Below are 22,237 nucleotides of genomic sequence, written 5' to 3' on the forward strand. Positions count from 1 at the left end.
TCCTACAGGTTGTTGAAAACGATACGTTTGATCTGTACGATACCATTTCATCCATGTCTTAATTTGGGAAACATTTTTAATTCCGAGTGTCTCCATAATGGTACGATTTGAATAACCATCCTTTTTCATCTCAATTACTTTCCACTTTATTTCTTCTGGGTAATGTACTCTTTCTTTCAAATGAAAAACACCTCCGTTGAATTTGCATACTTAGTATGCGAATTCAGGAGGTGTTTTTTTCATGTACCACTATTCGGGTTCACTTCAATATGCAATGGGGTTTATTTCAATTTTGCTAAGCGATCTACTAATTGCTCGCGCCAAGCTTCTGCTAGTTCTGGAACAGCAATAATTTTCTCCATTGCCTCTGTATCTTTCCGTCTATGAAAATATACTTCGTTAGAAAACAGAATAGAAACTTGATCTGGATGGCGCTCTAGTAGTTTCATTTGTGAGTCTTTGCGAACAACGCCTTCTTGAAGAACACGGCATAAATAGCCGGTATAACCGGTTTCTACAATGCGCGGTAAAATACCGGGGATGCCAACTCTTTTTGAGATGGTACTACACGGTATCCGGCCTTGTGTAATTTGAATGACAGCCTCACCTAATTGATATGTATCGCCGATGAAAATATCATGTTCTAACATATTTGTTACGGTAATATTTTCGCCAAATGCAGAGGGTGGGAGTGTTGTTTGAAATTCTTGTTCCCATAGCGCGTAATGTTCATACGGATAGACACAAACAGCGCGATCAGGTCCGCCGTGAAACCTTAGGTCAGCTACACCATCTCCAAGAAATCCGTCTTTTGATAGAAAGGCTTCTTCTGTAAGCTCTTTACAGATGCCTGTTGACATTTCTTTATTTTCTCCATATTGCATTTGTTTTGGTTTGCCAATGCTAAAGTGAACGAGTTTGATTCCCATATCATCTCTCCTTTACCAATTGATTTCAATATTATATCATTTCATAAATAAAAGCACAGAGAAGAATGAAACTCTCTGTGCTCTCATTTTAATAAACAAGAAATCCAGCGCGATCTAGCGCATCACAAGCAGCGTTTAATTTTTCTGTGGAATCTGCTTCAATTGTATGTAAGTGGATGCCATCTGTTAATTGAGATAGATAGGAAGCATTTGTATCTTCAATTTTTTGCAAATATTGTTCAACATCAAAACGATTACTCACCATAATAGAAGCTGTTAAGTCGCCGTATACAGGATGTTCTACTTTTACATCTTTAATTGTAACACCGTGGTCGACTAGCAATGTTAATTCTTGGCGTACTTCATCTGGTTTATGCTGGCAGACGATAACACGTTCAAATGTATTTTTCTTTGCTTGTGGTTTTAAATATAAATATCCTTGTGCAGTTGCGATAATTGGTTCGTTTCGCGCTTTTAGTAAGGAAATATCTTGTACGATGACTTGCCTGCTGACATTTGTTTTCCTAGATAATTCACTCCCGGATAACGGTTCGTTAGCAGCAAGGAGCCATTGTAAGATGAGCTGTCTTCTTTCTTCCCCTAAAATCTTTTTCTGGTCATTTTGTTTCATTATAATTTAACACCTCTATAAAATTGATTTCCAATTGTGCATAGTGCATGAATGGTTGTATCAATATGTTCTTTCGTTGTATGACGTCCAAATGAAAAGCGGACATACTGTTTTGCCTCTTCATACGTTTTTCCAATTGCAAGCATTGTTTTTGAAGGTTCTTGTTTGCCGACTTGACATGCGCTTCCTGTTGAAATGGCAATGCCATGGCGATTGCATTCTAACATCGTGTACTGACCTTCTATTCCCTTTATTGTAACCCCAATAATATGAGGTAAACAAGAAGTAGAATGTCCTTCTACTTGAATTTCAAGGGGAATTGCTTGTAATTGTTCTGTAAAATAGGATCGTAATTGCTCAAAACGAGCGCGTTCTTCTTCACGATCGTCCAATATATGCTCTGCTGCTGTCAGAAACGAAGCGATACCGGGAGCGTTAACTGTACCAGGGCGAAATCCTTTTTCATGAGATGTCCCTGGGAAGACTGGTTCCCAGCGAACTTGTGGGTTTATATAGCAAGCTCCGACACCCTTTGGTCCGTAAATTTTATGTGCGGAAACAGAAAGGCTATCAATTTGCATCGTTGTGACATCAATTGGGAGTTTACCAAATGTTTGTACACAATCTGTATGAAATAAAATATGGTGTTTTTTTAGTAGTGCTCCAATTTCTGAGATAGGTTGAACGGTTCCAATTTCAGAATTACCGTGCTGAATACTTGCTAAAACCGTATCGTCTGTAATTGCTGCTTCTAAAGCCTTAAGGTTAATAAGCCCGCATGAATCCACAGGAATTTCCGTGATTGTATATCGTTGCTTTGTTAATGACTGAAAGTAGCTGCGAATCGATGCGTGCTCCATTGGTGTTGTAAGTATGTGCTTGCCGCTTTTTGCATTTAAGAGCGACTGGATTGCAAGATAATTAGATTCAGAACCACCGCTTGTGAAAAATACGCCTTGTTCTTTTCCTCTAATCATTTGTGCAAGTGCTCCCCTGCAAACTTGTAGTAAAGACGAAGCTGTTCCTCCGATATCGTGTAAGCTTTGTTCATTACCGAAGTATTGCTGTGCTGCTTTCGTATATGTGTCAATAGCTTCTTTGCTCATTGGTGTTGTAGCTGCATAGTCAAGATATATCATAATGTATAGTCCTCTCTATAGTAGAGTTACATTCGTTTTTTAATTTTAAAGTATATAAATTCAAATTAAAAAACCGACATAAACCCTTTCTTTTTAGGTGGAAGAGAGCATCCGGCCGCGCATAGAAGCGGTCAGATCCTCTTCCTGCCCCATGCCAAGTAAAAACAGAGAGAGAAAATGAGTGTAAGTCCCCTTTTCTTCTTCGTAGCAGCGATTGATATGTCGAAAAAATAAAATGGATTTATATAGCATGAGAATTTCGTTAAACTCCTTGGTGAAAATATTACTTTCTAAAAAACTCTTGTCATTATTTTAAAACTATGTAAATATAGGTGTCAAGACAGTTGGAAAGTGTAAACTAGGAGGCAATGATCATGCCAAGTGCAGATGTCTTAATTATTGGAAGTGGTGTTGCAGCACTTAGTGTTGCGAAAGAGATTTGTCATGAAAAGAATGTGATGATTATCACAAAAAAAACAGGCCGCGATAACAATACACATTTAGCGCAGGGCGGAATTGCAGCAGCTGTAGCTACATATGACAATGTGAATGATCATTACGAAGATACGATAGCGGCCGGTTGTGGCTATAACAATGAAGAAGCAGTTCGATATTTAGTGGAAGAAGGGCCGAAAGAGATTCGTAAGCTCATTGCAAATGGGATGGAATTTGATGGAGATGAAAACGGGCCCCATCTTGGAAAAGAAGGTGCGCATCGAAACCGACGTATTTTACATGCTGGTGGAGATGCAACAGGACGAAATTTATTAGAGCATTTGGTTCAGGAAGTCGCTCCGTACGTTACAGTAGTGGAGCGAGAAATGGTGCTCGATTTAATTATAGAAAATGATACATGTAAGGGTGTTTTGACCCGTGATAGCGAAAGAAATATACATCGTTACTATGCTGAACATATTGTATTAGCTACAGGCGGTGTTGGAGGGTTGTATGCATTTACGTCTAACGACGAGACGATTACAGGTGACGGACTCGCGATGGTATACAGAGCTGGTGGCGAACTTGTTGATTTAGAATTTGTACAATTTCATCCAACGATGCTATATGTAGGCAGCCGTTGCTGTGGACTTGTTTCAGAAGCGGTACGGGGTGAAGGAGCTGTTCTGTTAAATGAAAAAGGACAGCGTTTTATGCTGGATGTACATCCGCAACATGATCTTGCACCGCGTGACGTAGTGGCACGTGCGATTCATGAACAGCTTCTTGCAGGTGAAAGTGTATACTTGGATATTTCTTCTATTCAAAACTTTGAAGAACGTTTTCCTACTGTATCGGCATTATGCAAAAAGAATGGTATAGATGTAAAACAAAATAGAATTCCAGTTGTTCCTGGTGCTCATTTTCATATGGGTGGCATTAAAACGAATTGTGATGGAGAAACATCTATTCCGCATTTATATGCTGTAGGTGAAGTAGCTTGTAACGGTGTGCATGGTGCAAACCGATTAGCGAGCAACTCATTGTTAGAAGGGCTTGTGTTTGGAAAACGAATGGGAACACATATTTTAGCTCATCCGGTACAAGAAAAGATAAATAATAGCGAAGAAATACATGGAATATCAAGAGTTCCTCAGTTACCTACGAAAAAAGAAATACAAAAACATATGATGACGTACGTAGGAATTGTACGAACAGAAAAGAGTTTATTATATGCGAAGCAATGGTTTGAACATTATCGTGTACAAAGTGTTCGAATGCAATATGAAGCTTTTACAAATGAAGATATAACAATTATGAATATGCTAACAGTTTGTCAGCTCATTACAGAAGCAGCACTGCAAAGAAAAGAGAGCATAGGTGGTCATTATCGTGGTGATTATCCAAGACGAAATCAAGTAACGAAAAAAATTATTCTTGCTAATAGAAAATTACAACTTGTGTAATGAGGGGAAGAGGGATTGTATGAACGCGTTAAAGGTAAGAAAAGCATTAGAAAGCTTTTTTCTAGAAGATATTGGAGAAAAAGATGTAACATCTCAGCTTATTTTTCCTGATAATTTAAGGGCAAAGGGAACGTTCCTTGCGAAAGATACAGGGGTATTCGTAGGGACAGCAGTAATTGAACAAGGATTTCGATTATTAGATGACAGCATTCAAATTACACTTCATAAAAAAGACGGAGATTTCGTAGGGAAAGGTGAGATTTTAGCAAGTGTCGAAGGACCAATTGCATCTTTATTAACAGCGGAGCGTGTAATTTTAAATATTATTCAACGCATGAGTGGTATAGCAACGATGACGCGCAAAGCTGTTCTGGCGCTAGAAAAAAGTGATCATACACGTATTTGTGATACGAGAAAAACGATGCCAGGGCTTCGCATGTTTGATAAATATGCGGTTGTTTGCGGAGGCGGATATAACCATCGCTTCGGATTATACGATGGTGTCATGATTAAAGATAACCATATTGCTTTTGCAGGTTCTATTACAAAAGCTGTTACATCTGTGAAAGAAAAGCTTGGACATATGGTGAAAGTTGAAGTGGAAACGGAAACAGAAGAACAAGTGCGCGAAGCGATTGCCGCAGGAGCGGATATTATTATGTTTGATAACTGTACACCAGAAGAAGTTCGTGAGTTTTCTAAAATTGTTCCAAGTGCAATTGTGACAGAAGCATCAGGCGGCATTACAATTGAAAATTTATCAAAATATGGTGGGGCAGGGGTAGATTATATTTCACTCGGATTATTAACACATTCTGTAAAGGCATTAGATATTAGCTTTAATATTGAAGTTTAAAGCGAGAGGGTTAGAGGGGGAGATTTCGGATGAGTATTTTAGAAAAAGTTCAGCTAATTGAAACGATGTTACCAGAGCGTTATCAAACGATGTCAGTGCAAGAAATGGAAGAGCGTGTTCGTGAAATTAAAGAAAAATTAGGGGAAGCATTATTTATTCCAGGGCATCATTATCAAAAGGATGAAGTTGTTCAATTTTCAGATGCTGCGGGAGATTCATTGCAACTTGCGCAAGTAGCGGCTAGCAATAAAGCAGCGAAATATATTGTCTTTTGCGGGGTGCATTTTATGGCTGAAACAGCAGATATGTTAACGGCCGATGAACAGATCGTTATTTTACCAGATATGCGTGCTGGCTGTTCCATGGCGGATATGGCAGATATCGAACAAACAGAACGAGCTTGGAACGAACTTACGCAGTTATTTGGGGATACGATGATTCCATTAACATATGTCAATTCTACGGCAGCTATTAAGGCATTTTGTGGACGAAATGGCGGGGCGACAGTAACATCTTCAAATGCAAAAAAAATGGTATCTTGGGCATTTACGCAAAAAGAGCGTCTTGTTTTTTTACCAGATCAACATTTAGGAAGAAATACAGCGTATGACCTAGGTATTTCATTAGATAAAATGGCGGTTTGGGATCCGCATACAGATTCATTAGAATATGATGGGAATATAGAAGATGTGAAGGTGATTTTATGGAAAGGTCATTGTTCGGTTCATCAAAATTTCACTGTGAAAAATATTGAAAGTGTGCGAAAAAATCATCCCGATATGAATATTATTGTGCATCCAGAATGCTGTTATGAAGTGGTAGCAGCTTCTGACTATGCAGGATCAACAAAATATATTATCGACATGATTGAACAAGCGCCATCTGGAAGTAAATGGGCGATTGGTACAGAGATGAATTTAGTCAATCGAATTCTTCATCAGCACCCTGATAAAGAAATCATTTCATTAAACCCTTTTATGTGTCCTTGTTTAACGATGAATCGTATTGATTTACCACATTTATTGTGGGTGTTAGAAACGATAGAGCGTGGAGAGGAAATCAATGTTATTCAAGTAGAGAAGCAGGTGACAAAAGAAGCAGTCCTTGCCTTAAATCGTATGTTAGAGCGTGTGTAAAAGCGACGGATTTCCGTCGCTTTTTTATTAAACATAATTAGCTAATTGCAGTCATACATTGTGTTGAGGGAATCATTGTATTTTTTCATATTCGTGCAATATTGTGTATGACTAAATGGTAAGAGCAAGAGTGTTAAATCATAGAGGACAGTTTCACTTTACATTATTTTGGCTTATAGATAAGTAATACAGGAGGGGGAAAATTTGAAAATTCATATCGTGCAAAAAGGGGATACCCTTTGGAAAATTGCGAAAAAGTACGGAGTAGATTTTGAAACGTTAAAAAAGGCGAATACGCAGCTTACTAATCCCGATCTGATTATGCCAGGTATGAAAATAAAAGTGCCATCTAGCAGTGTGCATGTGAAAAAAAATATGGGTGCTGGTTCAGCTCCTCCAAAAGAATATGTAAAAGAGGTACAACAAAAAGAATTTGCAGCGACACCTACGCCGCTTGGAATAGAAGATGAAGAAGAAGCACCATATCAATCTGTGCCGATTACGCAGCAACCGGCTATGCAGCAAACGCAAAAAGAAATGCCCATTCAAAAAGAAAAGCCGATTCAGAAAGAAGTACCAATCCAAAAAGAAAAACCGATTCAGAAAGAAATACCTATTCAAAAGCCGCCTGCCGTTGAAAAACCAGCTGTAATTGAAAAGCCACCAGTTGTAGAAAAGGTGGAGAAACCTGTGGAAAAAGAAAGCACAAAGTTTTCAGTAAATATATTACCACAGCCGCCACAACCACCCATTAAGCCTGCAAAAGACTATAAAATTTCAGATGTAATAAAAAAAGGAAGCGAGTTAATTGCCCCGCAAATTATTAATAAGATGAAACCGAACAATATAGTGTCACCACAAACGCAAAAAGAAAATGTAAGTAATATAGTGTCACCACAAACGAAAAAAGAAAATGTAAGTAATATAGTGGTGCCGCAAATGAAAAAGGAACATGTAGGTAATATAGTTGCGCCGCAAACGAAAAAGGAACATGTAGGTAATATAGTTGCGCCGCAAACGCAAAAAGAAAACGTCAGTAATGTTGTTTCGCCACAAGTGCAAAAAGAAAATGTGGGTAATATAGTTGCACCGGATGTGACAAAAGAAAGTCTTATTATTCCACAAGTAACACCACCGAATATCATGCCAATGATGGATAATAACCAAATGCCGAATATCATGCCAATGATGGACAATAACCAAATGCCGAATATCATGCCAATGATGGATAATAACCAAATGCCGCAAATGATGCCGATGATGGATARTAAYCAAATGCCGCAAATGATGCCRATGATGGATAATAACCAAATGCCGCAAATGATGCCGATGATGGATAATAATCAACCACCGCAAATGATGCCGCAGCAAATACCGATGCCATATCAATCGCAAATGATGCCACAACAGTATCCATATTATCAAATGCCATATACACAAGGTATGCAAATGATGCCGCACCAAATGCCAGTGCAACATACTTCAATGCCATACCAACCGCAAGCTGGTAATAATGTTCCGCAAATGATGCCAGCAGAAGAAGATTGTGGATGTGGTGAGGAAAGAAATTTATATAGTCCACAGCCAGGTGGGCCATATTATCCTAATTCTCCATATTATCCAACAGCTCAAGTCGCATATGCACCGCAGCCAGGTGCGATGAATTATCAGCAAGATCCACCAGAGATTTTTGGAGAACCACTTGCAGAAGATGAGGAGTAGAGAGAGTTGTGTTAACAATAAAGAGGTCGTGTTAGAAAATTCCTAGTGAAATATTAACAAGTGTAAAAATCTCCTTTGTTACTCACTATAAGAAGGAGCTTTTCGAGAGAGAAGTTCAACCTAACAAGGGGGGTTTTTATATTGAGTAAAAAAATTAAAATTATTGCCGCTTCTTTGTTAGTTACCAGTGCATTAGCTGCATGTGGTACACCTAAGAATAAAAGTGCGATGGATGGGCGCAATGCGAACTACAATTATGAACGTACATCTTATTATGATACACAACCATACAAAAATAATGTAGCACGTACTGATCGATATACAGATTATGTAACATATCGAAATGGAAATAGAGTTACGGATAATGTATATGATCGTCGTAATGATGTTGGATATAACTATTACCGTGATGTAAATTACCACGGTCAAATGGCAAATCCATATCCAACTCGTAACGTTACAATGAATAATTCATACATTAACAATGATGGTAAGACAGCAGAAAAAATTACAAATCGTGTTAAGGGTATGAATAATGTGGATCGTGTTTCTACAGTTGTGCGTGGAAATGATGTAGCTATTGCAGTGAAACCACGCAATCCAGTGACAGATGAAACGGCAATGGCAAATGAAATCCGTCAAGCAGTTGCGAATGACGTGAAAAACCGAAATGTATATGTAACAGTAAAAAATGACATGTTTGAACGTGTGGATGCGATGAATACGCGTCTGCGCAGCGGAACAGTTACAAACGATTTAAATCGTGATGTAACAAATATGTTCCGAGACATTCGTGCTGGTCTAACTGGTACAGTGCGATAACAAAAAAGGGAAAGGTTTATGCCTTTCCCTTTTTGATTTTTTAAGTATCAAAAAGGCGGTGCAGGAGGTCACTCATCAATATCCTGCATACGTTTTTTCTTAATAAAGTAACCAACAGAATAAGAAGCTAAAAAGCATAAGAAGAGAATACTTCCCATAAGAATGCCTTCCCATCGCGGTCTTTCAGGGCTGAAAATAACATAAATAATAGCAAAAATGATCCCTACGATAGCAGAGCGTAAAACAAGTTTGTAATAAGGCGTTAGTTTCATTTCTTTTTCATTTTCTTCTGCATCAATAGAGATTCCCATTTGTAAATAGGCTAGAAGTATACTTGTTAGTATGAATAATAACCATAGTGGAGATTTTGTAATTTGATCTATACCTTCATTGAAGCCAATATATCCTAAGATGCCTATTATACCAATTGATTGAAAGAGAAAGGCAATTCGAACGTTCTTTAAATTTTGAAGGATTAAACGTTCATCGTTTATTCTTTTCAATATACTCACTCCTGTTTGCCAGATTTTTCATTGTATCTACATCTATTGTAACATATATGTTGCAATAATCAATTTATATTTTACTTTAATGGTTATAGGAATAAATACTGTTGTAAAAAGTTAATGAAATTTTTCTATGTTTAGCTTGCGTTCTTTTTACATTAATGTTATATTAGCAAAGCGATGAGCTAATTTACGTAAGACGAGAGATATGCTTAAGTGCTAAACACGCGGATGTGGCCGCCTGGTCTCTCGCCGTAAACGCATCAAGACGCCTGCTATGTGCAGGCGTCTTTCTTATTATATAAAAGTAAATGACTCATGCAGGTAGGGATTACACCTTACCTGCATTTTTTATTTTCATTATAACCACCGCTGTTACTATGGATAAAACTTCTATTTCCGGAAAAACTACAAATGGAAGTTTTATTTTGCTTAGAAGAGGTGAGCGGAAATGAAATTCATGATGGTTGCAGTTCAAGTTGTAATCGCTATGTTTTGTTTATATCATGAATCGAGTGTGATAGCTGCGGCTTCTGCATTAGAGGTTACGCAAAAAGAACCTCAAGTTACGATTCTATTAGAGCGTATGTATGTAGATGGAGAGGTAAGTGAGGAAATTTTCACTGAAAAAGTAGCAAATTTAGAACAGTTTCTTCAGCAGTATAAAGAATGGCAGCTTGTCGATCGTGATGATACGCAAATTGTACTGCAAAAAAAGGTGGATGATATTTCACCACTACTTAAAACGAGTGGGTATTTTGGTGTTTCCAATGAGGGGATACTGCAAATTTTTAACGGTGTACCAAAAAGTGATAATGCGATTCATTCATTCTTCCAAATTGATATGAAAAAGCTAGAAAGTTATGATCGTGCAAAGCTAAAACGTGGTATTCGTATTAAGTCAAAAGAGCGTTTTGTGAAGACGATTGAGAAAATGAAGCAGTATGCAGTGCAAAATAAGAAAACCAGCAGCTGATGTGGGCTGCTGGTTTTCTTATTTGTTTTTATCTAAAATTTGTTTTGCAATTTCATCAATTAGCATATCTTTGCCAATAGGGTTGAATGCTTTTGTGTTAAAGACTTCATTGCTTACTTCGTAAACATGATTATTTTTTACAGCTTTGTTATCTTTCCAAACAGCACTATTTTTGTAGTCATCGAACACTTTATCTGCTTCGCCACCAAAGTTTACGATAAACATTTGATCAGGCTGGAATGCAACAAGGCCTTCTAATGATACTTGTGCCATCGTCTGTTTTAAATCTGTTCCTTTCGTTGCAGGAAGTTTTAAATCATTAAAGAGAATATCACCATATCCGAAGCTGCCATATACACGGAAGTTTTGCGGTGTTACAGCCAACTTTTGCTAATTGATCATAAATTTTCAATTGACGGTTGTTTAAAATAATTAAGTCTGGTTTTAAAGCAGTAACCGCTTCTAAATCAACTTTAGGTGCCCAGTACCAACCAACTGCTTTTACATCTTTTAGCTTTTCTTGCAAATGATCTTGGATTTTATCTTTATACGTGTTAGCTGTACCAACAGGTTTATGACCAAGAAGTAATAGTTCTTCAGATGATCCAGATAAGTCGACAATTCTTTTTGGGTTTGTCGGAATTTTAACTTCACCTTTTGCATGTTTTACAACTTTTGTTTTCGGTTGTTCTTTTGGCTGTGCTTCTTCTTGTTTAGAAGAGCAACCAACAATGGTAAAAACAACAAGAATGAGAGTAAATAGAATAGATAGATTGCGTTTCACCTTTATGTAACCCCTTTAATTAGTATTGATAATCATTATCGTCTTTGTAATATTAATTTGCTTTATGTTGTTCTGTCAATATGAAAAAAATGAAAAAGCTAAATAGAGAACGTTTGTTGGGGTGGTCTCGCTTTTCTATCATTAAATATGTTAAAATGGAATACATGATTTGAGAGGGAGAGATCGTATTTTGTTTGAATATGTTACAGGCTATGTGGAATATGTAGGGCCAGAATATGTCGTTCTTGATCATAATGGAATCGGCTATCAAATTTTTACGCCAAATCCATATGTATTTCAAAGAAGTAAGCAAGAAATTCGTGTATATACATATCATTATGTGAGAGAAGATATTATGGCGCTCTATGGATTTAAGACACGTGAAGAGCGTTTGTTATTTACAAAACTTTTAGGTGTATCAGGAATCGGACCAAAAGGTGCACTTGCTATTTTAGCTTCTGGTCAAACGGGGCAGGTCGTGCAAGCAATTGAACATGAGGATGAAAAGTTCTTAGTGAAATTCCCGGGAGTTGGAAAGAAAACTGCACGTCAAATGATTTTAGACTTAAAAGGAAAATTAGCTGATGTTGTACCAGATGCGTTTGTTGATTTATTCTCAGATGTAGAACGTTTCGACGAGAAGAAGGGTTCATCAGCTGAGCTTGATGAAGCGCTTGAGGCACTTCGTGCACTTGGCTATGCAGAACGAGAAGTTTCTCGTGTTGTACCGGAGTTATTAAAAGAATCACTTACGACGGATCAGTATATTAAAAAGGCACTTAGTCTTTTACTAAATGGTAAGAGGTGAGTAGAATGGACGAACGTCTTCTCTCAGGAGAATCGGCATATGAAGATGCGGACTTAGAATATTCGTTACGGCCACAGACGCTCCGTCAATATATTGGCCAAGATAAGGCGAAACATAATTTAGAAGTGTTTATTGAAGCAGCGAAAATGCGTGAGGAAACATTGGATCACGTACTATTATACGGGCCGCCAGGACTTGGGAAAACGACGCTTGCGAATATTATTGCCAATGAAATGGGCGTTAATATTCGAACGACGTCAGGTCCAGCAATTGAACGCCCAGGAGATTTAGCGGCAGTATTAACGGCGCTTCAACCTGGTGATGTATTATTTATTGATGAAATTCATCGTTTGCATAGGTCAATTGAAGAGGTACTATACCCAGCAATGGAGGACTTTTGTCTTGATATTGTGATTGGGAAAGGCCCATCAGCACGCTCAGTAAGGCTTGATTTACCGCCGTTTACGCTGGTTGGCGCAACAACGCGCGCTGGTGCATTATCAGCACCGCTTCGTGACCGCTTTGGTGTGTTATCACGGTTAGAGTATTATACAGTAGATCAACTATCAGCTATTGTAGAGCGTACAGCAGAAGTGTTTGAAGTTGAAATTGACTCATTAGCTGCTTTAGAAATTGCAAGGCGTGCACGAGGTACGCCGCGTATCGCAAACCGGTTACTAAGACGTGTTCGTGACTTTGCACAAGTTCGAAGCGATGGAACGATTGCGATGGAAATTACACAAATGGCATTAGAACTATTGCAAGTCGATAAACTAGGGCTTGATCATATCGATCATAAATTATTGCTTGGTATTATTGAAAAGTTCCGTGGTGGTCCAGTTGGATTAGAAACGGTCTCAGCGACAATTGGGGAAGAGTCTACGACGATTGAAGATGTGTATGAACCATATTTACTACAAATTGGGTTTTTACAACGAACGCCAAGAGGACGAATTGTAACGCCACTCGCTTATGAACATTTCGGAATGGAGATGCCAGGGGTATGACGGATATGCCAAAGCTGCTTATTACAGCTGGTATTCTTCTCATTGTCGTTGGAGTAGCTTGGAAGTTCATCGGAAGGCTTCCAGGCGATATTTTTGTGAAAAAAGGAAACGTTACCTTTTATTTTCCGATCATTACATGTATTGTGTTAAGTATTGTATTATCTTTTATTATGTTTATAATAAATCGATTTAAATAGAAATAGGTGGATATAGTTATGGATATTAATCTGTTTGATTTTCATTTACCAGAAGAACTCATTGCTCAAACGCCGCTTGAACAGCGCGAAACATCAAGATTAATGGTGTTAGACCGTGAAACAGGTGATATAGAGCATAAGCATTTTACTGACATTCTTTCTTATTTACATGAGGGTGATTGTTTAGTTTTAAATGAAACGAAAGTTATGCCTGCTCGTTTGCATGGTGTGAAAGAAGATACAGGCGCACATATTGAAGTGCTTCTTTTAAAGCAAGAAGATGGAGATAAATGGGAAACGCTTGTAAAGCCAGCTAAAMGTGTAAAAGAAGGAACTATCATTTCTTTTGGTGAAGGAAAGTTAAAAGCAACTTGCATTGGAACAGCWGATCAAGGTGGCCGCCAGCTTGAGTTTTCATATGACGGTATCTTTTATGAAATTTTAGATGAACTTGGAGAAATGCCGCTTCCTCCATATATTAAAGAGACACTGGAAGACCGTGATCGTTATCAAACGGTATATGCGAAGGAAATTGGTTCTGCAGCAGCGCCGACAGCTGGGCTTCATTTTACAGAAGAATTATTAGAGAAATTGAAGAAAAAAGGCGTTCATTTAGCATTCATTACGCTTCATGTTGGCCTTGGTACATTTAGACCAGTGTCTGCGGATACAATTGAAGAACACCATATGCATGCTGAGTATTATCATATGTCAGAAGAAACGGCAGATTTGTTAAATCGTGTGAAAGAGAACGGCGGTCGTATTATTACTGTTGGTACAACGTCAACACGTACACTAGAAACGATTGCTACAGATCACGATGGTAAGCTTTGTGCGGCATCGGGATGGACGGATATTTTTATGTATCCAGGATATGAATTTAAAGCAATTGACGGTTTAATTACAAACTTCCATTTGCCAAAATCAACATTAATTATGCTTGTAAGTGCATTTGCAAGTAGAGAAAATGTCCTTCATGCTTATAATGAAGCAGTAAAAGAAAAATACCGTTTCTTTAGCTTCGGTGATGCGATGTTCGTTGCATCTCATGCTAAAGAAAGAAGTAAATAAAAAGGAGTAAATCTATGACAGCAATTCGTTATGAATTTATTAAAACATGTAAACAAACGGGTGCCCGTTTAGGTCGCGTTCATACACCGCACGGCTCATTTGATACACCAACATTTATGCCAGTTGGTACACTTGCAACAGTTAAAACAATGTCACCAGAAGAGTTAAAGGCGATGGATTCTGGCATTATTTTAAGTAATACGTATCATTTATGGCTTCGTCCAGGTCATGAAATTATACGTGAAGCAGGTGGTTTACATAAATTTATGAACTGGGACCGTGCAATCTTAACAGATTCCGGTGGTTTCCAAGTGTTTAGTTTAAGTGATTTCCGTCGTATTGAAGAAGAGGGGGTTCACTTCCGTAATCACTTAAATGGAGACAAGTTATTCTTATCACCAGAAAAAGCGATGGAGATTCAGAATGCATTAGGTTCAGATATTATGATGGCATTTGATGAATGCCCACCGTTTCCTGCTACTTTTGAATATATGAAAAAATCTGTAGAACGTACGAGCCGCTGGGCAGAGCGTTGTTTAAAAGCTCACGAACGTCCACAAGATCAAGGGTTATTTGGGATTGTACAGGGCGGAGAGTTTGAAGAACTTCGTCGCCAAAGTGCGAAAGACCTTGTTTCAATGGACTTCCCTGGTTATGCAGTAGGTGGATTATCAGTTGGGGAACCAAAGGATATTATGAACCGCGTACTGGAATTTACAACACCGCTTCTTCCAGACAATAAACCACGTTATTTAATGGGGGTAGGTTCTCCTGACTCATTAATTGATGGTGCAATTCGTGGTATTGATATGTTTGACTGCGTACTTCCAACTCGTATTGCTCGAAACGGTACATGTATGACAAGTCAAGGACGTCTTGTTGTGAAAAATGCGAAGTTTGCAAGAGACTTTGGCCCACTTGATCCAAATTGTGATTGCTACACATGTAAAAATTATTCTCGTGCGTACATTCGTCACTTAATGAAATGTGATGAAACGTTTGGAATTCGTTTAACGTCTTATCACAACCTTCATTTTCTGTTAAACTTAATGGAGCAGGTGAGACAAGCCATTCGTGAAGACCGTCTTGGCGATTTCCGTGAAGAGTTCTTTGAACAATATGGCTTTAATAAACCGAATGCTAAAAACTTCTAATACATAATAATTAAAGGAGGAACAAAAAATGAATCCAGGTATGATGAATATTGTCATGATCGTTGCGATGTTTGCGATTTTCTATTTCTTATTAATTCGCCCGCAGCAAAAGCGTCAAAAGGCAGTAGCTCAAATGCAAAGCGAAATCCAAAAAGGTGATCCTATCGTAACAATCGGTGGCTTACACGGCACAATTGAATCAGTAGATGAGACTACAATTGTTGTTAAATCTGGTGGTGCACACTTAACATTCGATCGCAATGCGATTCGTGAAGTTGTGAAGAAGTAATAGTAAAAAGCCCTGCGAATGCAGGGCTTTTTCAATCTGTACGTTTTGACATGTTAACGCCAAATATGCCTCCGAGTGTACTTGCCCCCATTAAACCAAGTTGATAGAGAAGCTGTGAATTAGATAAAGCGTGAGAGAAACCTAAGTAGTTAACGAGAAAAACAAGAATAGCAAAGATAAGTCCGGTTGTGAATCCGACGAACCATCCTTTTCCTTGCGCTTTTTTGCCAGCGATAAACCCGGATATGAGCATGGAAAGAAAAGCGAGTATAAAAATGGTTATAGCCAATGTTCCTTCACTTATATCTGTAAACTTTAATAAAAGAGCAATCAACATACTTGTAATAGAGGCCAGTATTAATAAAGTGATAATCCCAAATCCGATTGCTGTAGATAATTTTTTCGTTCCATCCATTATGCATTCCCCCTTTTTAATACAAGCATATTTTCATTTTTGATAAGTTAGACTAGTTTCTTTTTTATAGGGAAACCTATGAGTAGAAAATGTTTAAAAAAGGAGAAAAAAGTAATGGAATGGCTATCGATAATTGGACGGACGATGCTTTTATATGTTGTGATTTTAATTATCTTTCGCCTTATGGGAAAACGCGAAATTGGAGAACTTAGTGTATTAGATTTAGTGGTTTTTATTATGCTTGGTGAGATGGCTGTGGTCGCAATTGAAAATACAGATAAGTCTCTTTGGCATCAACTTGTTCCTATGGTATTGCTCATGGCTGTGCAAATAACTTTATCGATTGTTTCTTTAAAAAACCAGCGTATTCGTCATTTAATAGAAGGTGAGCCAGCTATTATTGTGAATGCAGGAAAAATTGATGAGAAACAGATGCGGAAGCAACGCTATAATATAGACGACTTAATGATGCAATTACGTGAGCTGGGAGTTGGAGATATAAGAGATGTAGAGTATGCTATTTTAGAGCCATCTGGAAAATTGTCTGTCTTTCAAAAACAAAAAAGTAAGAAGAGTAAAAATGATACACCGCTGTTTTCGCTTCCTTTAATTATTGATGGGGAAATTCAATATAAACATTTACAGATGATTGAGCATTCGGATGGCTGGCTAGTAGAGAAATTAAAAAACTTAGGGCATAACGATGTGAAAAAAATTTTGTATTGTAGTTTTCAAAATGGACAGTTTTTTGTCGATGTGAAAGAGAAGTAAAGGCTTGCCAGACTAGAGGCAAGCCTATTTACCCAGCTATTTGCGGATAGTGGGGATGGAGAACCCTCTACTGAGTAAAGTTTCACTTTATTTTGAAATCAAAAGTTTACGAACAATAGGAATACGTCGTAATTCTTCTTTACGAATCAGTTTGAAAATAAGAAGAAGCAGAATATAAAGGATAGTGGTTAGTGTAATTTCCCATAATGTTTGTATGCCAAGTGAATGTGAAAAAACAATATATTTATGAAGATAGAATCCGAAAGCTCCTGCAATGGCAATCGTAATTCCCCCGAAAATATAATCTCTCATGTGAATTGTAAATGTAATTTTCTTTAAGACGGTAGCGTAGTGAAGGAATGTTACCGTCACAATGTTAGCGGCAATTGCAAGTGCGACCCCCATCATTTGAAATTCTGGACGTGAAGCGAGTAAGAAAATAACGAGCAGTTTTACAATGGCTCCGATAAACGTGTTCATCATCGCGGCGCGTGCTAAGTTTAAAGCTTGCAAAACAGATGTAAGGGGGCTTTGAAAATAGTGAAATAAAAAGCATGGTGCAAGTAATTGAATGAATGCAGTTGCGCTATCTGAACCGTACATGAGAGTTAAAACAGGTGAAGCAAATACATAAAGAATAACGACTGACCACCCTCCAGTAATTAAAGAAATACGGAGCGCTTGTTGCAGACGGTGTTCTACTAATCGATGTTGTTTTTTTGCCATTGCTTCACTAATGGATGGTACGAGTGCTGTAGAAAGCGCATATGTAATAAAGGCTGGCAATGATAAGAGAGGAAATGCATAGCCGTTTAATATGCCGTATTGCTGTGTAGCAACTGAAGCCGCAACACCAGCTAGCGCTAAGCTTTGCATAACGATAATTGGTTCGAAAAAATAAGAGACCGATCCAATTAAGCGACTTCCTGTAGTTGGAAGTGCAATTTCCATAAGTGAATGAAAAGTATGTTTACTTTCTTTGACAGTGTTTAGAAAACCAGTTCGTATAGAAAGATGTTTTTCACGCTGAAATAAAGTGAGTAAGAATAATAAAGAAGCAACTTCCCCAAGAACAGCTGATAACATTGCACCTGCAGCGGCGTATTCAACACCGTAAGGTAAAAATAACCGAATACATACGGCAATAATGGTAATACGGACAACCTGTTCTAACACTTGTGCATATGCGCTTGGTTTCATATTTTGTTTTCCTTGGAAATAGCCGCGCAAAACAGAGGAAACCGCAATAACAGGAACGACAGGTAAAATTGCCATTAGTGGATAGTACGTTCTTTTATCCGTTAATAAAGTTTCAGCTAAGATGGGCGTTAGAAGCATGATGCCGATTGTTAAGATAATACTAATAACGGATGTAACAGCTAATGATACTGTTAATATTCTCTTTACTTTTTGTTTGTCATTTACTGCTTCCGCCTCTGCAACGAATTTTGCAATGGCAACAGGAAGTCCGATTTGTGTTAATGTAATTGCTAAAATAAAGGTGGGGACAGCCATCATGTAAAGACCGACGCCTTCTTCTCCTAAAATACGCGCCATTACAATTCGGTTTATGAACCCGAGAATTTTTGTAATAAAACCAGCTAGCATTAAAATAAATGCACCTCGTAAAAAGCTTTGTCTCGTCATGATCTTCTCCTACCTTCTCAAAATCAATGGAATGATTTACAATAATTTATATGCACGTATGAGACAAGAATGACAAGCATTTAAGAGGATGCGCTTATAAAGTAAGACTTTCATGGGAAAGAGCAGAGCGATGAAACCCTTAAAGACAGTTATTGCTGTCCATTAGAGCGGGATGAAAAGCGACTTTTCGTGCTGAAATCAAAAGGAGATGTGATGGTATGATTGAAAAAGAAGATTTGGTAGAAGCTTACCGCGGACAGTTACAAGTCGTTTTAGAGAGCAAAGTAGAAGAATTCCAAATGTTTGGCTATGATCGAGTAACTGTTAATGATATTTGGAAATGTTTAAAAAGTAAAAAGTGGAAAAAAGTAGATAGTGAAGTTAGATTGTATGGGCTTGTGAATGATGTGCTAACATTAACAGCAAATGAGTACATGACATATTTAACAGTAGAAGCGTATCAAGCGCCACTTTGGTCATTTGAAAAATATGAAAATAAATAACCGACTGTAATTGGTTTGTTCTTCCTTTTGCAGTATAATGATAGGTATTGATAAATAGGAATGTATATGTCAGAGATTTTAAGTAAAGGAGGTAGGAAGCAGAAGTCATAAAAATTTGTAGTAAGATATAGGTTGCAGCCCAGCGTCTAAAATGTAGAACTGAGGTTTTGCCTATATGGCTAGTATGAAAGTTGAAAATTCACAGAAAGGAAGCCTACTAAGTAGACAAATGCAGAAGTGTAAAGGGATGCCTGTGAATAAACAGAAATGGTTGTTACAGGAAATTGTCTAGCGTAAATGAATGATATGATTTGTTTATGGTTTTAGTAGCAGAAAGAAGGTACATATGGCAAAGCGCGGTACTAGAATCGTCGCCTTTTTTCTCATCGTTTTATTAATCGGTGGAATTATTGGCGCGACAGGAAAAAACATAACAAAAGGAATTAGTCTTGGACTAGACCTTCGTGGTGGCTTTGAAATCTTGTATGAAGTAAAGCCAGCGAAAAAGGGAGATAAAATCGATCATGATGCACTTGTAAGTACAGTGGGTGCCCTTAATAATCGTGTCAATGTTCTTGGTGTAAGTGAACCGAACATTCAAATCGAAGGAAAAGATCGAATTCGTGTTCAGCTTGCTGGCGTGAAAGATCAGCAAAAAGCACGTGAAATTTTATCTACACAAGCAAAATTAACATTCCGTGATGTGAATGATAACCTTCTCATGGACGGAACGGATTTAAAGGGCGGCGGAGCGAAGCAAACGTTTGATGAACAAGGTCGACCAAGTGTAGGGCTTACATTGAAAAGCGCTGATAAATTCCGCGAAGTGACTGAAAAAATATCTAAAATGCCTCCACCAACAAACTTAATGGTGATTTGGCTTGATTTTGAAGAAGGTAAAGATTCGTATAAAGCAGAAGCTGCAAAACCAAATCCGAAATTCTTATCAGCAGCAACAGTAAGCCAAGTGTTTAATCAAGCTGAAGTTTCAATCGTAGGTGGAAACTTTACAGTTGAAAGTGCAAAACAACTTTCATCTTTATTAAATGCGGGTGCACTTCCTGTTGATTTAAAAGAAATGTATTCAACATCTGTTGGAGCAAAATTTGGTCAACAAGCATTGCAAGAAACGATTTTTGCTAGTGCAATCGGGATTGCTCTTATCTTCTTATTCATGCTTGTATTCTATCGTTTACCAGGGCTTGTAGCGGTCATTATGTTAGGTTTATACATTTTCGTTACATTGCTCGTCTTTAACTGGATGCATGCAGTTCTTACCTTACCAGGCATTGCGGCATTGGTGCTCGGGGTTGGTATAGCGGTTGACGCGAATATCATTACATACGAACGACTGAAGGAAGAATTACGAATTGGTAAGTCAATGATGTCAGCATATCGTGCTGGTAACCATCGTTCGTTAGCAACAATTTTAGATGCGAACATTACAACACTTGCTGCAGCTGGTGTATTATTTGTATGTGGTACAAGCTCTGTACAAGGGTTCGCAACAAGTTTAATTGTAAGTATTTTAGTTGGTTTCATTACGAACGTATTCGGTACTCGTTTCCTACTTGGATTGCTTGTGAAAAGCCGTTACTTCGATAAGAAAGTCTCTTATTTTGGTGTGAAACAGAAAGAAATTATTCCGTTGTCAAAAGGGGTAGAACATGCACCAACGAAATTTGATCGCATTAACTTTGTAAATATTGGTCACAAATTCTTCTTATTCTCAATTGTCGTTGTGATTGCTGGAGCAATTATACTACCAATTTTCAAAATGAACCTTGGTATTGACTTTGCAAGTGGTACACGTATGGACTTGCAATCAAAACAAGTGATTAGTGTGTCTCAAGTACAAAAAGACTTGCATGAACTGAAGATTGATGTGAAAAAAGAAGATATTGTACCAACAGGCGATGACAATAAAGGATTTGCTGTTCGTACAATTGGTGTTTTATCGAAAGATGAAATTGCAAAAGCAAAAACATTCTTCCACGATAAATATGGTACAGAGCCGAATATAAGTACGGTTTCTCCAACAATCGGGAAAGAAATCGCGCGAAGCGCATTTATTGCAGTTATAATTGCCTCAGCGGTTATCATTTTATATGTGAGTATTCGTTTCCGTTTCACATATGCGGTATCTGCTGTAATTGCATTGTTACATGATGCTTTTGTTATGATTACTGTGTTCAGTATCTTTAGGTTGGAAGTAGATTTAACGTTTATCGCTGCGGTATTAACAATCATTGGTTATTCCATCAATGACTCGATTGTTACATTTGACCGAAACCGTGAGTTATACAAACAGAAAAAACGAATTCGCGACGTGAAAGATTTAGAAGAAATCGTAAACTCAAGTATTCGTCAAACAATTGGTCGTTCCATTAATACAGTTTTAACGGTACTTCTTCCTGTTATTGCACTGCTGATCTTCGGTAGTGAATCACTGCGAAACTTCTCACTTGCATTAATGATTGGACTAGTTGTAGGTACGTACTCTTCTGTTTTCGTAGCTTCTCAAATCTGGCTAATGCTTGAAAATCGCCGATTGAAAAAAGGAAAAGGCAAGAAAAAAGTAGAAACTGAAGTATCTGAACCACAAGTATAAAGGTTAGAACAGAACATATAAAAAGATGATGCCTCTTTACATTAGAGGCATCTCTTTTTTCGTTTGCGGATACACTAAAGTGACACTTCCTTTAGCGGTTTTTGCGAAAGGTTAGTGGAACCAATCGGGGTGTTAGGGACAGTGACACTTCCTTTATTTTTTGTAACAATAAAAAAGGTAGTTTGAGAAAAGAAGGGATTTCAGTTATGGAAAAAGATGAACGTTTTAAACAGGCCGAGTTTGGTGCCATTGTTGGAATCGTTGGTAATATTGTCTTAGCGATTGTAAAAGCAGTAATTGGTTATATTGGGAATAGTAAGGCGCTTTTAGCGGACGCGGTTCATTCAGCGTCTGATGTAGTT

The 22,237-nt window shown here is 37.8% G+C and carries 22 protein-coding genes and 2 pseudogenes; 16 read left to right on the forward strand and 8 right to left on the reverse strand.

The window, feature by feature from the left end; translation table 11 throughout:
* From AC1DIT_RS24355 to AC1DIT_RS24370, 4 genes and pseudogenes are all read right to left on the reverse strand, one after another.
* A pseudogene (locus AC1DIT_RS24355) lies at positions 1-180 on the reverse strand (IS3-like element ISBt2 family transposase); the annotation flags it as partial.
* A 101-nt stretch (positions 181-281) separates the two neighbouring features.
* A complete protein-coding gene (locus AC1DIT_RS24360) occupies positions 282-929 on the reverse strand; it encodes an MOSC domain-containing protein (protein ID WP_016116471.1) in 648 nt (215 codons plus the stop codon).
* 88 nt (positions 930-1,017) lie between these two features.
* Positions 1,018-1,560, reverse strand: coding sequence for a transcription repressor NadR (locus AC1DIT_RS24365; protein ID WP_016116470.1), 543 nt, complete (start codon positions 1,558-1,560; stop codon positions 1,018-1,020).
* The gene (locus tag AC1DIT_RS24370; RefSeq protein ID WP_033671518.1) at positions 1,560-2,702 is read right to left on the reverse strand and encodes an IscS subfamily cysteine desulfurase; all 1,143 of its coding nucleotides are present in this window, start codon (positions 2,700-2,702) and stop codon (positions 1,560-1,562) included. The genes AC1DIT_RS24365 and AC1DIT_RS24370 overlap by 1 nt, the downstream gene beginning before the upstream one ends.
* Positions 2,703-3,073: 371 nt before the next feature.
* Here AC1DIT_RS24370 and nadB point away from each other — a divergent pair, with 371 nt between their 5' ends.
* The 5 genes from nadB (at position 3,074) to AC1DIT_RS24395 (ending at position 9,136) form a co-directional block, all read left to right on the forward strand.
* The gene (gene nadB / locus AC1DIT_RS24375; RefSeq protein WP_016132071.1) at positions 3,074-4,600 is read left to right on the forward strand and encodes an L-aspartate oxidase; all 1,527 of its coding nucleotides are present in this window, start codon (positions 3,074-3,076) and stop codon (positions 4,598-4,600) included.
* Between the two features lie 19 nt (positions 4,601-4,619).
* Positions 4,620-5,456, forward strand: coding sequence for a carboxylating nicotinate-nucleotide diphosphorylase (gene nadC / locus AC1DIT_RS24380; protein ID WP_016132070.1), 837 nt, complete (start codon positions 4,620-4,622; stop codon positions 5,454-5,456).
* Positions 5,457-5,485: 29 nt separating this feature from the next.
* Positions 5,486-6,592, forward strand: a complete 1,107-nt coding sequence (nadA, locus tag AC1DIT_RS24385; protein WP_016133268.1) for a quinolinate synthase NadA — start codon at positions 5,486-5,488, stop codon at positions 6,590-6,592.
* A gap of 204 nt (positions 6,593-6,796) precedes the next feature.
* Positions 6,797-8,314: a SafA/ExsA family spore coat assembly protein gene (safA, locus tag AC1DIT_RS24390; protein ID WP_476998465.1), complete on the forward strand. Its 1,518-nt coding sequence runs from the start codon at positions 6,797-6,799 to the stop codon at positions 8,312-8,314.
* 141 nt (positions 8,315-8,455) lie between these two features.
* Positions 8,456-9,136: a YhcN/YlaJ family sporulation lipoprotein gene (locus AC1DIT_RS24395; protein WP_016116463.1), complete on the forward strand. Its 681-nt coding sequence runs from the start codon at positions 8,456-8,458 to the stop codon at positions 9,134-9,136.
* Between the two features lie 68 nt (positions 9,137-9,204).
* Here AC1DIT_RS24395 and AC1DIT_RS24400 read toward each other — a convergent pair whose 3' ends face one another.
* The gene (locus AC1DIT_RS24400; protein ID WP_016116462.1) at positions 9,205-9,639 is read right to left on the reverse strand and encodes a hypothetical protein; all 435 of its coding nucleotides are present in this window, start codon (positions 9,637-9,639) and stop codon (positions 9,205-9,207) included.
* A 454-nt stretch (positions 9,640-10,093) separates the two neighbouring features.
* Between AC1DIT_RS24400 and AC1DIT_RS24405 the strand changes: the two genes are divergently transcribed.
* Entirely contained in the window at positions 10,094-10,618 is a 525-nt protein-coding gene (locus tag AC1DIT_RS24405) for a BofC C-terminal domain-containing protein (RefSeq protein WP_016116461.1), read from the forward strand.
* A gap of 18 nt (positions 10,619-10,636) precedes the next feature.
* Here the strand turns inward: AC1DIT_RS24405 and AC1DIT_RS24410 are convergent.
* Positions 10,637-11,402: pseudogene (locus tag AC1DIT_RS24410) on the reverse strand (TroA family protein).
* Positions 11,403-11,592: 190 nt separating this feature from the next.
* Here AC1DIT_RS24410 and ruvA point away from each other — a divergent pair.
* Genes ruvA through yajC form a run of 6 tightly spaced genes read left to right on the forward strand, consistent with a single transcriptional unit; the run spans position 11,593 to position 15,928 of the window.
* Positions 11,593-12,210: a Holliday junction DNA helicase RuvA gene (gene ruvA / locus AC1DIT_RS24415; protein WP_016116459.1), complete on the forward strand. Its 618-nt coding sequence runs from the start codon at positions 11,593-11,595 to the stop codon at positions 12,208-12,210.
* Between the two features lie 5 nt (positions 12,211-12,215).
* The gene (gene ruvB, locus AC1DIT_RS24420) at positions 12,216-13,217 is read left to right on the forward strand and encodes a Holliday junction branch migration DNA helicase RuvB (RefSeq protein WP_016116458.1); all 1,002 of its coding nucleotides are present in this window, start codon (positions 12,216-12,218) and stop codon (positions 13,215-13,217) included.
* Complete coding sequence (locus AC1DIT_RS24425; RefSeq protein ID WP_016116457.1) at positions 13,214-13,414, forward strand: DUF2905 domain-containing protein; 201 nt, start codon at positions 13,214-13,216, stop codon at positions 13,412-13,414. Before ruvB ends, AC1DIT_RS24425 begins: the two co-directional genes overlap by 4 nt.
* Positions 13,415-13,432: 18 nt before the next feature.
* Entirely contained in the window at positions 13,433-14,485 is a 1,053-nt protein-coding gene (gene queA, locus AC1DIT_RS24430) for a tRNA preQ1(34) S-adenosylmethionine ribosyltransferase-isomerase QueA (RefSeq protein WP_476998466.1), read from the forward strand.
* Between the two features lie 14 nt (positions 14,486-14,499).
* Complete coding sequence (tgt, locus tag AC1DIT_RS24435) at positions 14,500-15,639, forward strand: tRNA guanosine(34) transglycosylase Tgt (RefSeq protein ID WP_016116455.1); 1,140 nt, start codon at positions 14,500-14,502, stop codon at positions 15,637-15,639.
* A 28-nt stretch (positions 15,640-15,667) separates the two neighbouring features.
* Entirely contained in the window at positions 15,668-15,928 is a 261-nt protein-coding gene (gene yajC / locus AC1DIT_RS24440; protein ID WP_016116454.1) for a preprotein translocase subunit YajC, read from the forward strand.
* Positions 15,929-15,959: 31 nt separating this feature from the next.
* On the opposite strand, the gene AC1DIT_RS24445 is transcribed toward yajC, so the two are convergent.
* Complete coding sequence (locus AC1DIT_RS24445) at positions 15,960-16,343, reverse strand: TIGR04086 family membrane protein (protein WP_016116453.1); 384 nt, start codon at positions 16,341-16,343, stop codon at positions 15,960-15,962.
* A 114-nt stretch (positions 16,344-16,457) separates the two neighbouring features.
* On the opposite strand from AC1DIT_RS24445, the gene AC1DIT_RS24450 reads away from it, so the two are divergent.
* Complete coding sequence (locus AC1DIT_RS24450; RefSeq protein WP_016116452.1) at positions 16,458-17,114, forward strand: DUF421 domain-containing protein; 657 nt, start codon at positions 16,458-16,460, stop codon at positions 17,112-17,114.
* Between the two features lie 87 nt (positions 17,115-17,201).
* Here the strand turns inward: AC1DIT_RS24450 and spoVB are convergent, their stop codons facing one another.
* Positions 17,202-18,761: a stage V sporulation protein B gene (gene spoVB / locus AC1DIT_RS24455; protein WP_016116451.1), complete on the reverse strand. Its 1,560-nt coding sequence runs from the start codon at positions 18,759-18,761 to the stop codon at positions 17,202-17,204.
* Between the two features lie 218 nt (positions 18,762-18,979).
* On the opposite strand from spoVB, the gene AC1DIT_RS24460 reads away from it, so the two are divergent.
* The 3 genes from AC1DIT_RS24460 to AC1DIT_RS24470 form a co-directional block, all read left to right on the forward strand.
* Positions 18,980-19,264: a post-transcriptional regulator gene (locus AC1DIT_RS24460; protein ID WP_016116450.1), complete on the forward strand. Its 285-nt coding sequence runs from the start codon at positions 18,980-18,982 to the stop codon at positions 19,262-19,264.
* Between the two features lie 346 nt (positions 19,265-19,610).
* A complete protein-coding gene (gene secDF, locus AC1DIT_RS24465; RefSeq protein WP_016132066.1) occupies positions 19,611-21,875 on the forward strand; it encodes a protein translocase subunit SecDF in 2,265 nt (754 codons plus the stop codon).
* Positions 21,876-22,081: 206 nt separating this feature from the next.
* Positions 22,082-22,237: cation efflux transmembrane domain-containing protein (locus AC1DIT_RS24470; protein ID WP_476998467.1), on the forward strand; the 156-nt coding region annotated here is incomplete at its 3' end.

The sequence above is a fragment of the Bacillus sp. 05T22 genome (assembly GCF_056396765.1).

Bases quoted from the DNA above. Each gene is read 5' to 3' on its own strand.
- nadA (WP_016133268.1), top strand. From the start codon at position 5,486: ATGAGTATTTTAGAAAAAGTTCAGCTAATTGAAACGATGTTACCAGAG.
- AC1DIT_RS24425 (WP_016116457.1), top strand. From the start codon at position 13,214: ATGACGGATATGCCAAAGCTGCTTATTACAGCTGGTATTCTTCTCATT.
- yajC (WP_016116454.1), top strand. From the start codon at position 15,668: ATGAATCCAGGTATGATGAATATTGTCATGATCGTTGCGATGTTTGCG.
- AC1DIT_RS24360 (WP_016116471.1), bottom strand. From the start codon at position 929: ATGGGAATCAAACTCGTTCACTTTAGCATTGGCAAACCAAAACAAATG.
- AC1DIT_RS24450 (WP_016116452.1), top strand. From the start codon at position 16,458: ATGGAATGGCTATCGATAATTGGACGGACGATGCTTTTATATGTTGTG.
- ruvB (WP_016116458.1), top strand. From the start codon at position 12,216: ATGGACGAACGTCTTCTCTCAGGAGAATCGGCATATGAAGATGCGGAC.
- AC1DIT_RS24460 (WP_016116450.1), top strand. From the start codon at position 18,980: ATGATTGAAAAAGAAGATTTGGTAGAAGCTTACCGCGGACAGTTACAA.
- AC1DIT_RS24365 (WP_016116470.1), bottom strand. From the start codon at position 1,560: ATGAAACAAAATGACCAGAAAAAGATTTTAGGGGAAGAAAGAAGACAG.
- AC1DIT_RS24405 (WP_016116461.1), top strand. From the start codon at position 10,094: ATGAAATTCATGATGGTTGCAGTTCAAGTTGTAATCGCTATGTTTTGT.
- nadC (WP_016132070.1), top strand. From the start codon at position 4,620: ATGAACGCGTTAAAGGTAAGAAAAGCATTAGAAAGCTTTTTTCTAGAA.
- nadB (WP_016132071.1), top strand. From the start codon at position 3,074: ATGCCAAGTGCAGATGTCTTAATTATTGGAAGTGGTGTTGCAGCACTT.
- AC1DIT_RS24445 (WP_016116453.1), bottom strand. From the start codon at position 16,343: ATGGATGGAACGAAAAAATTATCTACAGCAATCGGATTTGGGATTATC.
- tgt (WP_016116455.1), top strand. From the start codon at position 14,500: ATGACAGCAATTCGTTATGAATTTATTAAAACATGTAAACAAACGGGT.
- secDF (WP_016132066.1), top strand. From the start codon at position 19,611: ATGGCAAAGCGCGGTACTAGAATCGTCGCCTTTTTTCTCATCGTTTTA.
- spoVB (WP_016116451.1), bottom strand. From the start codon at position 18,761: ATGACGAGACAAAGCTTTTTACGAGGTGCATTTATTTTAATGCTAGCT.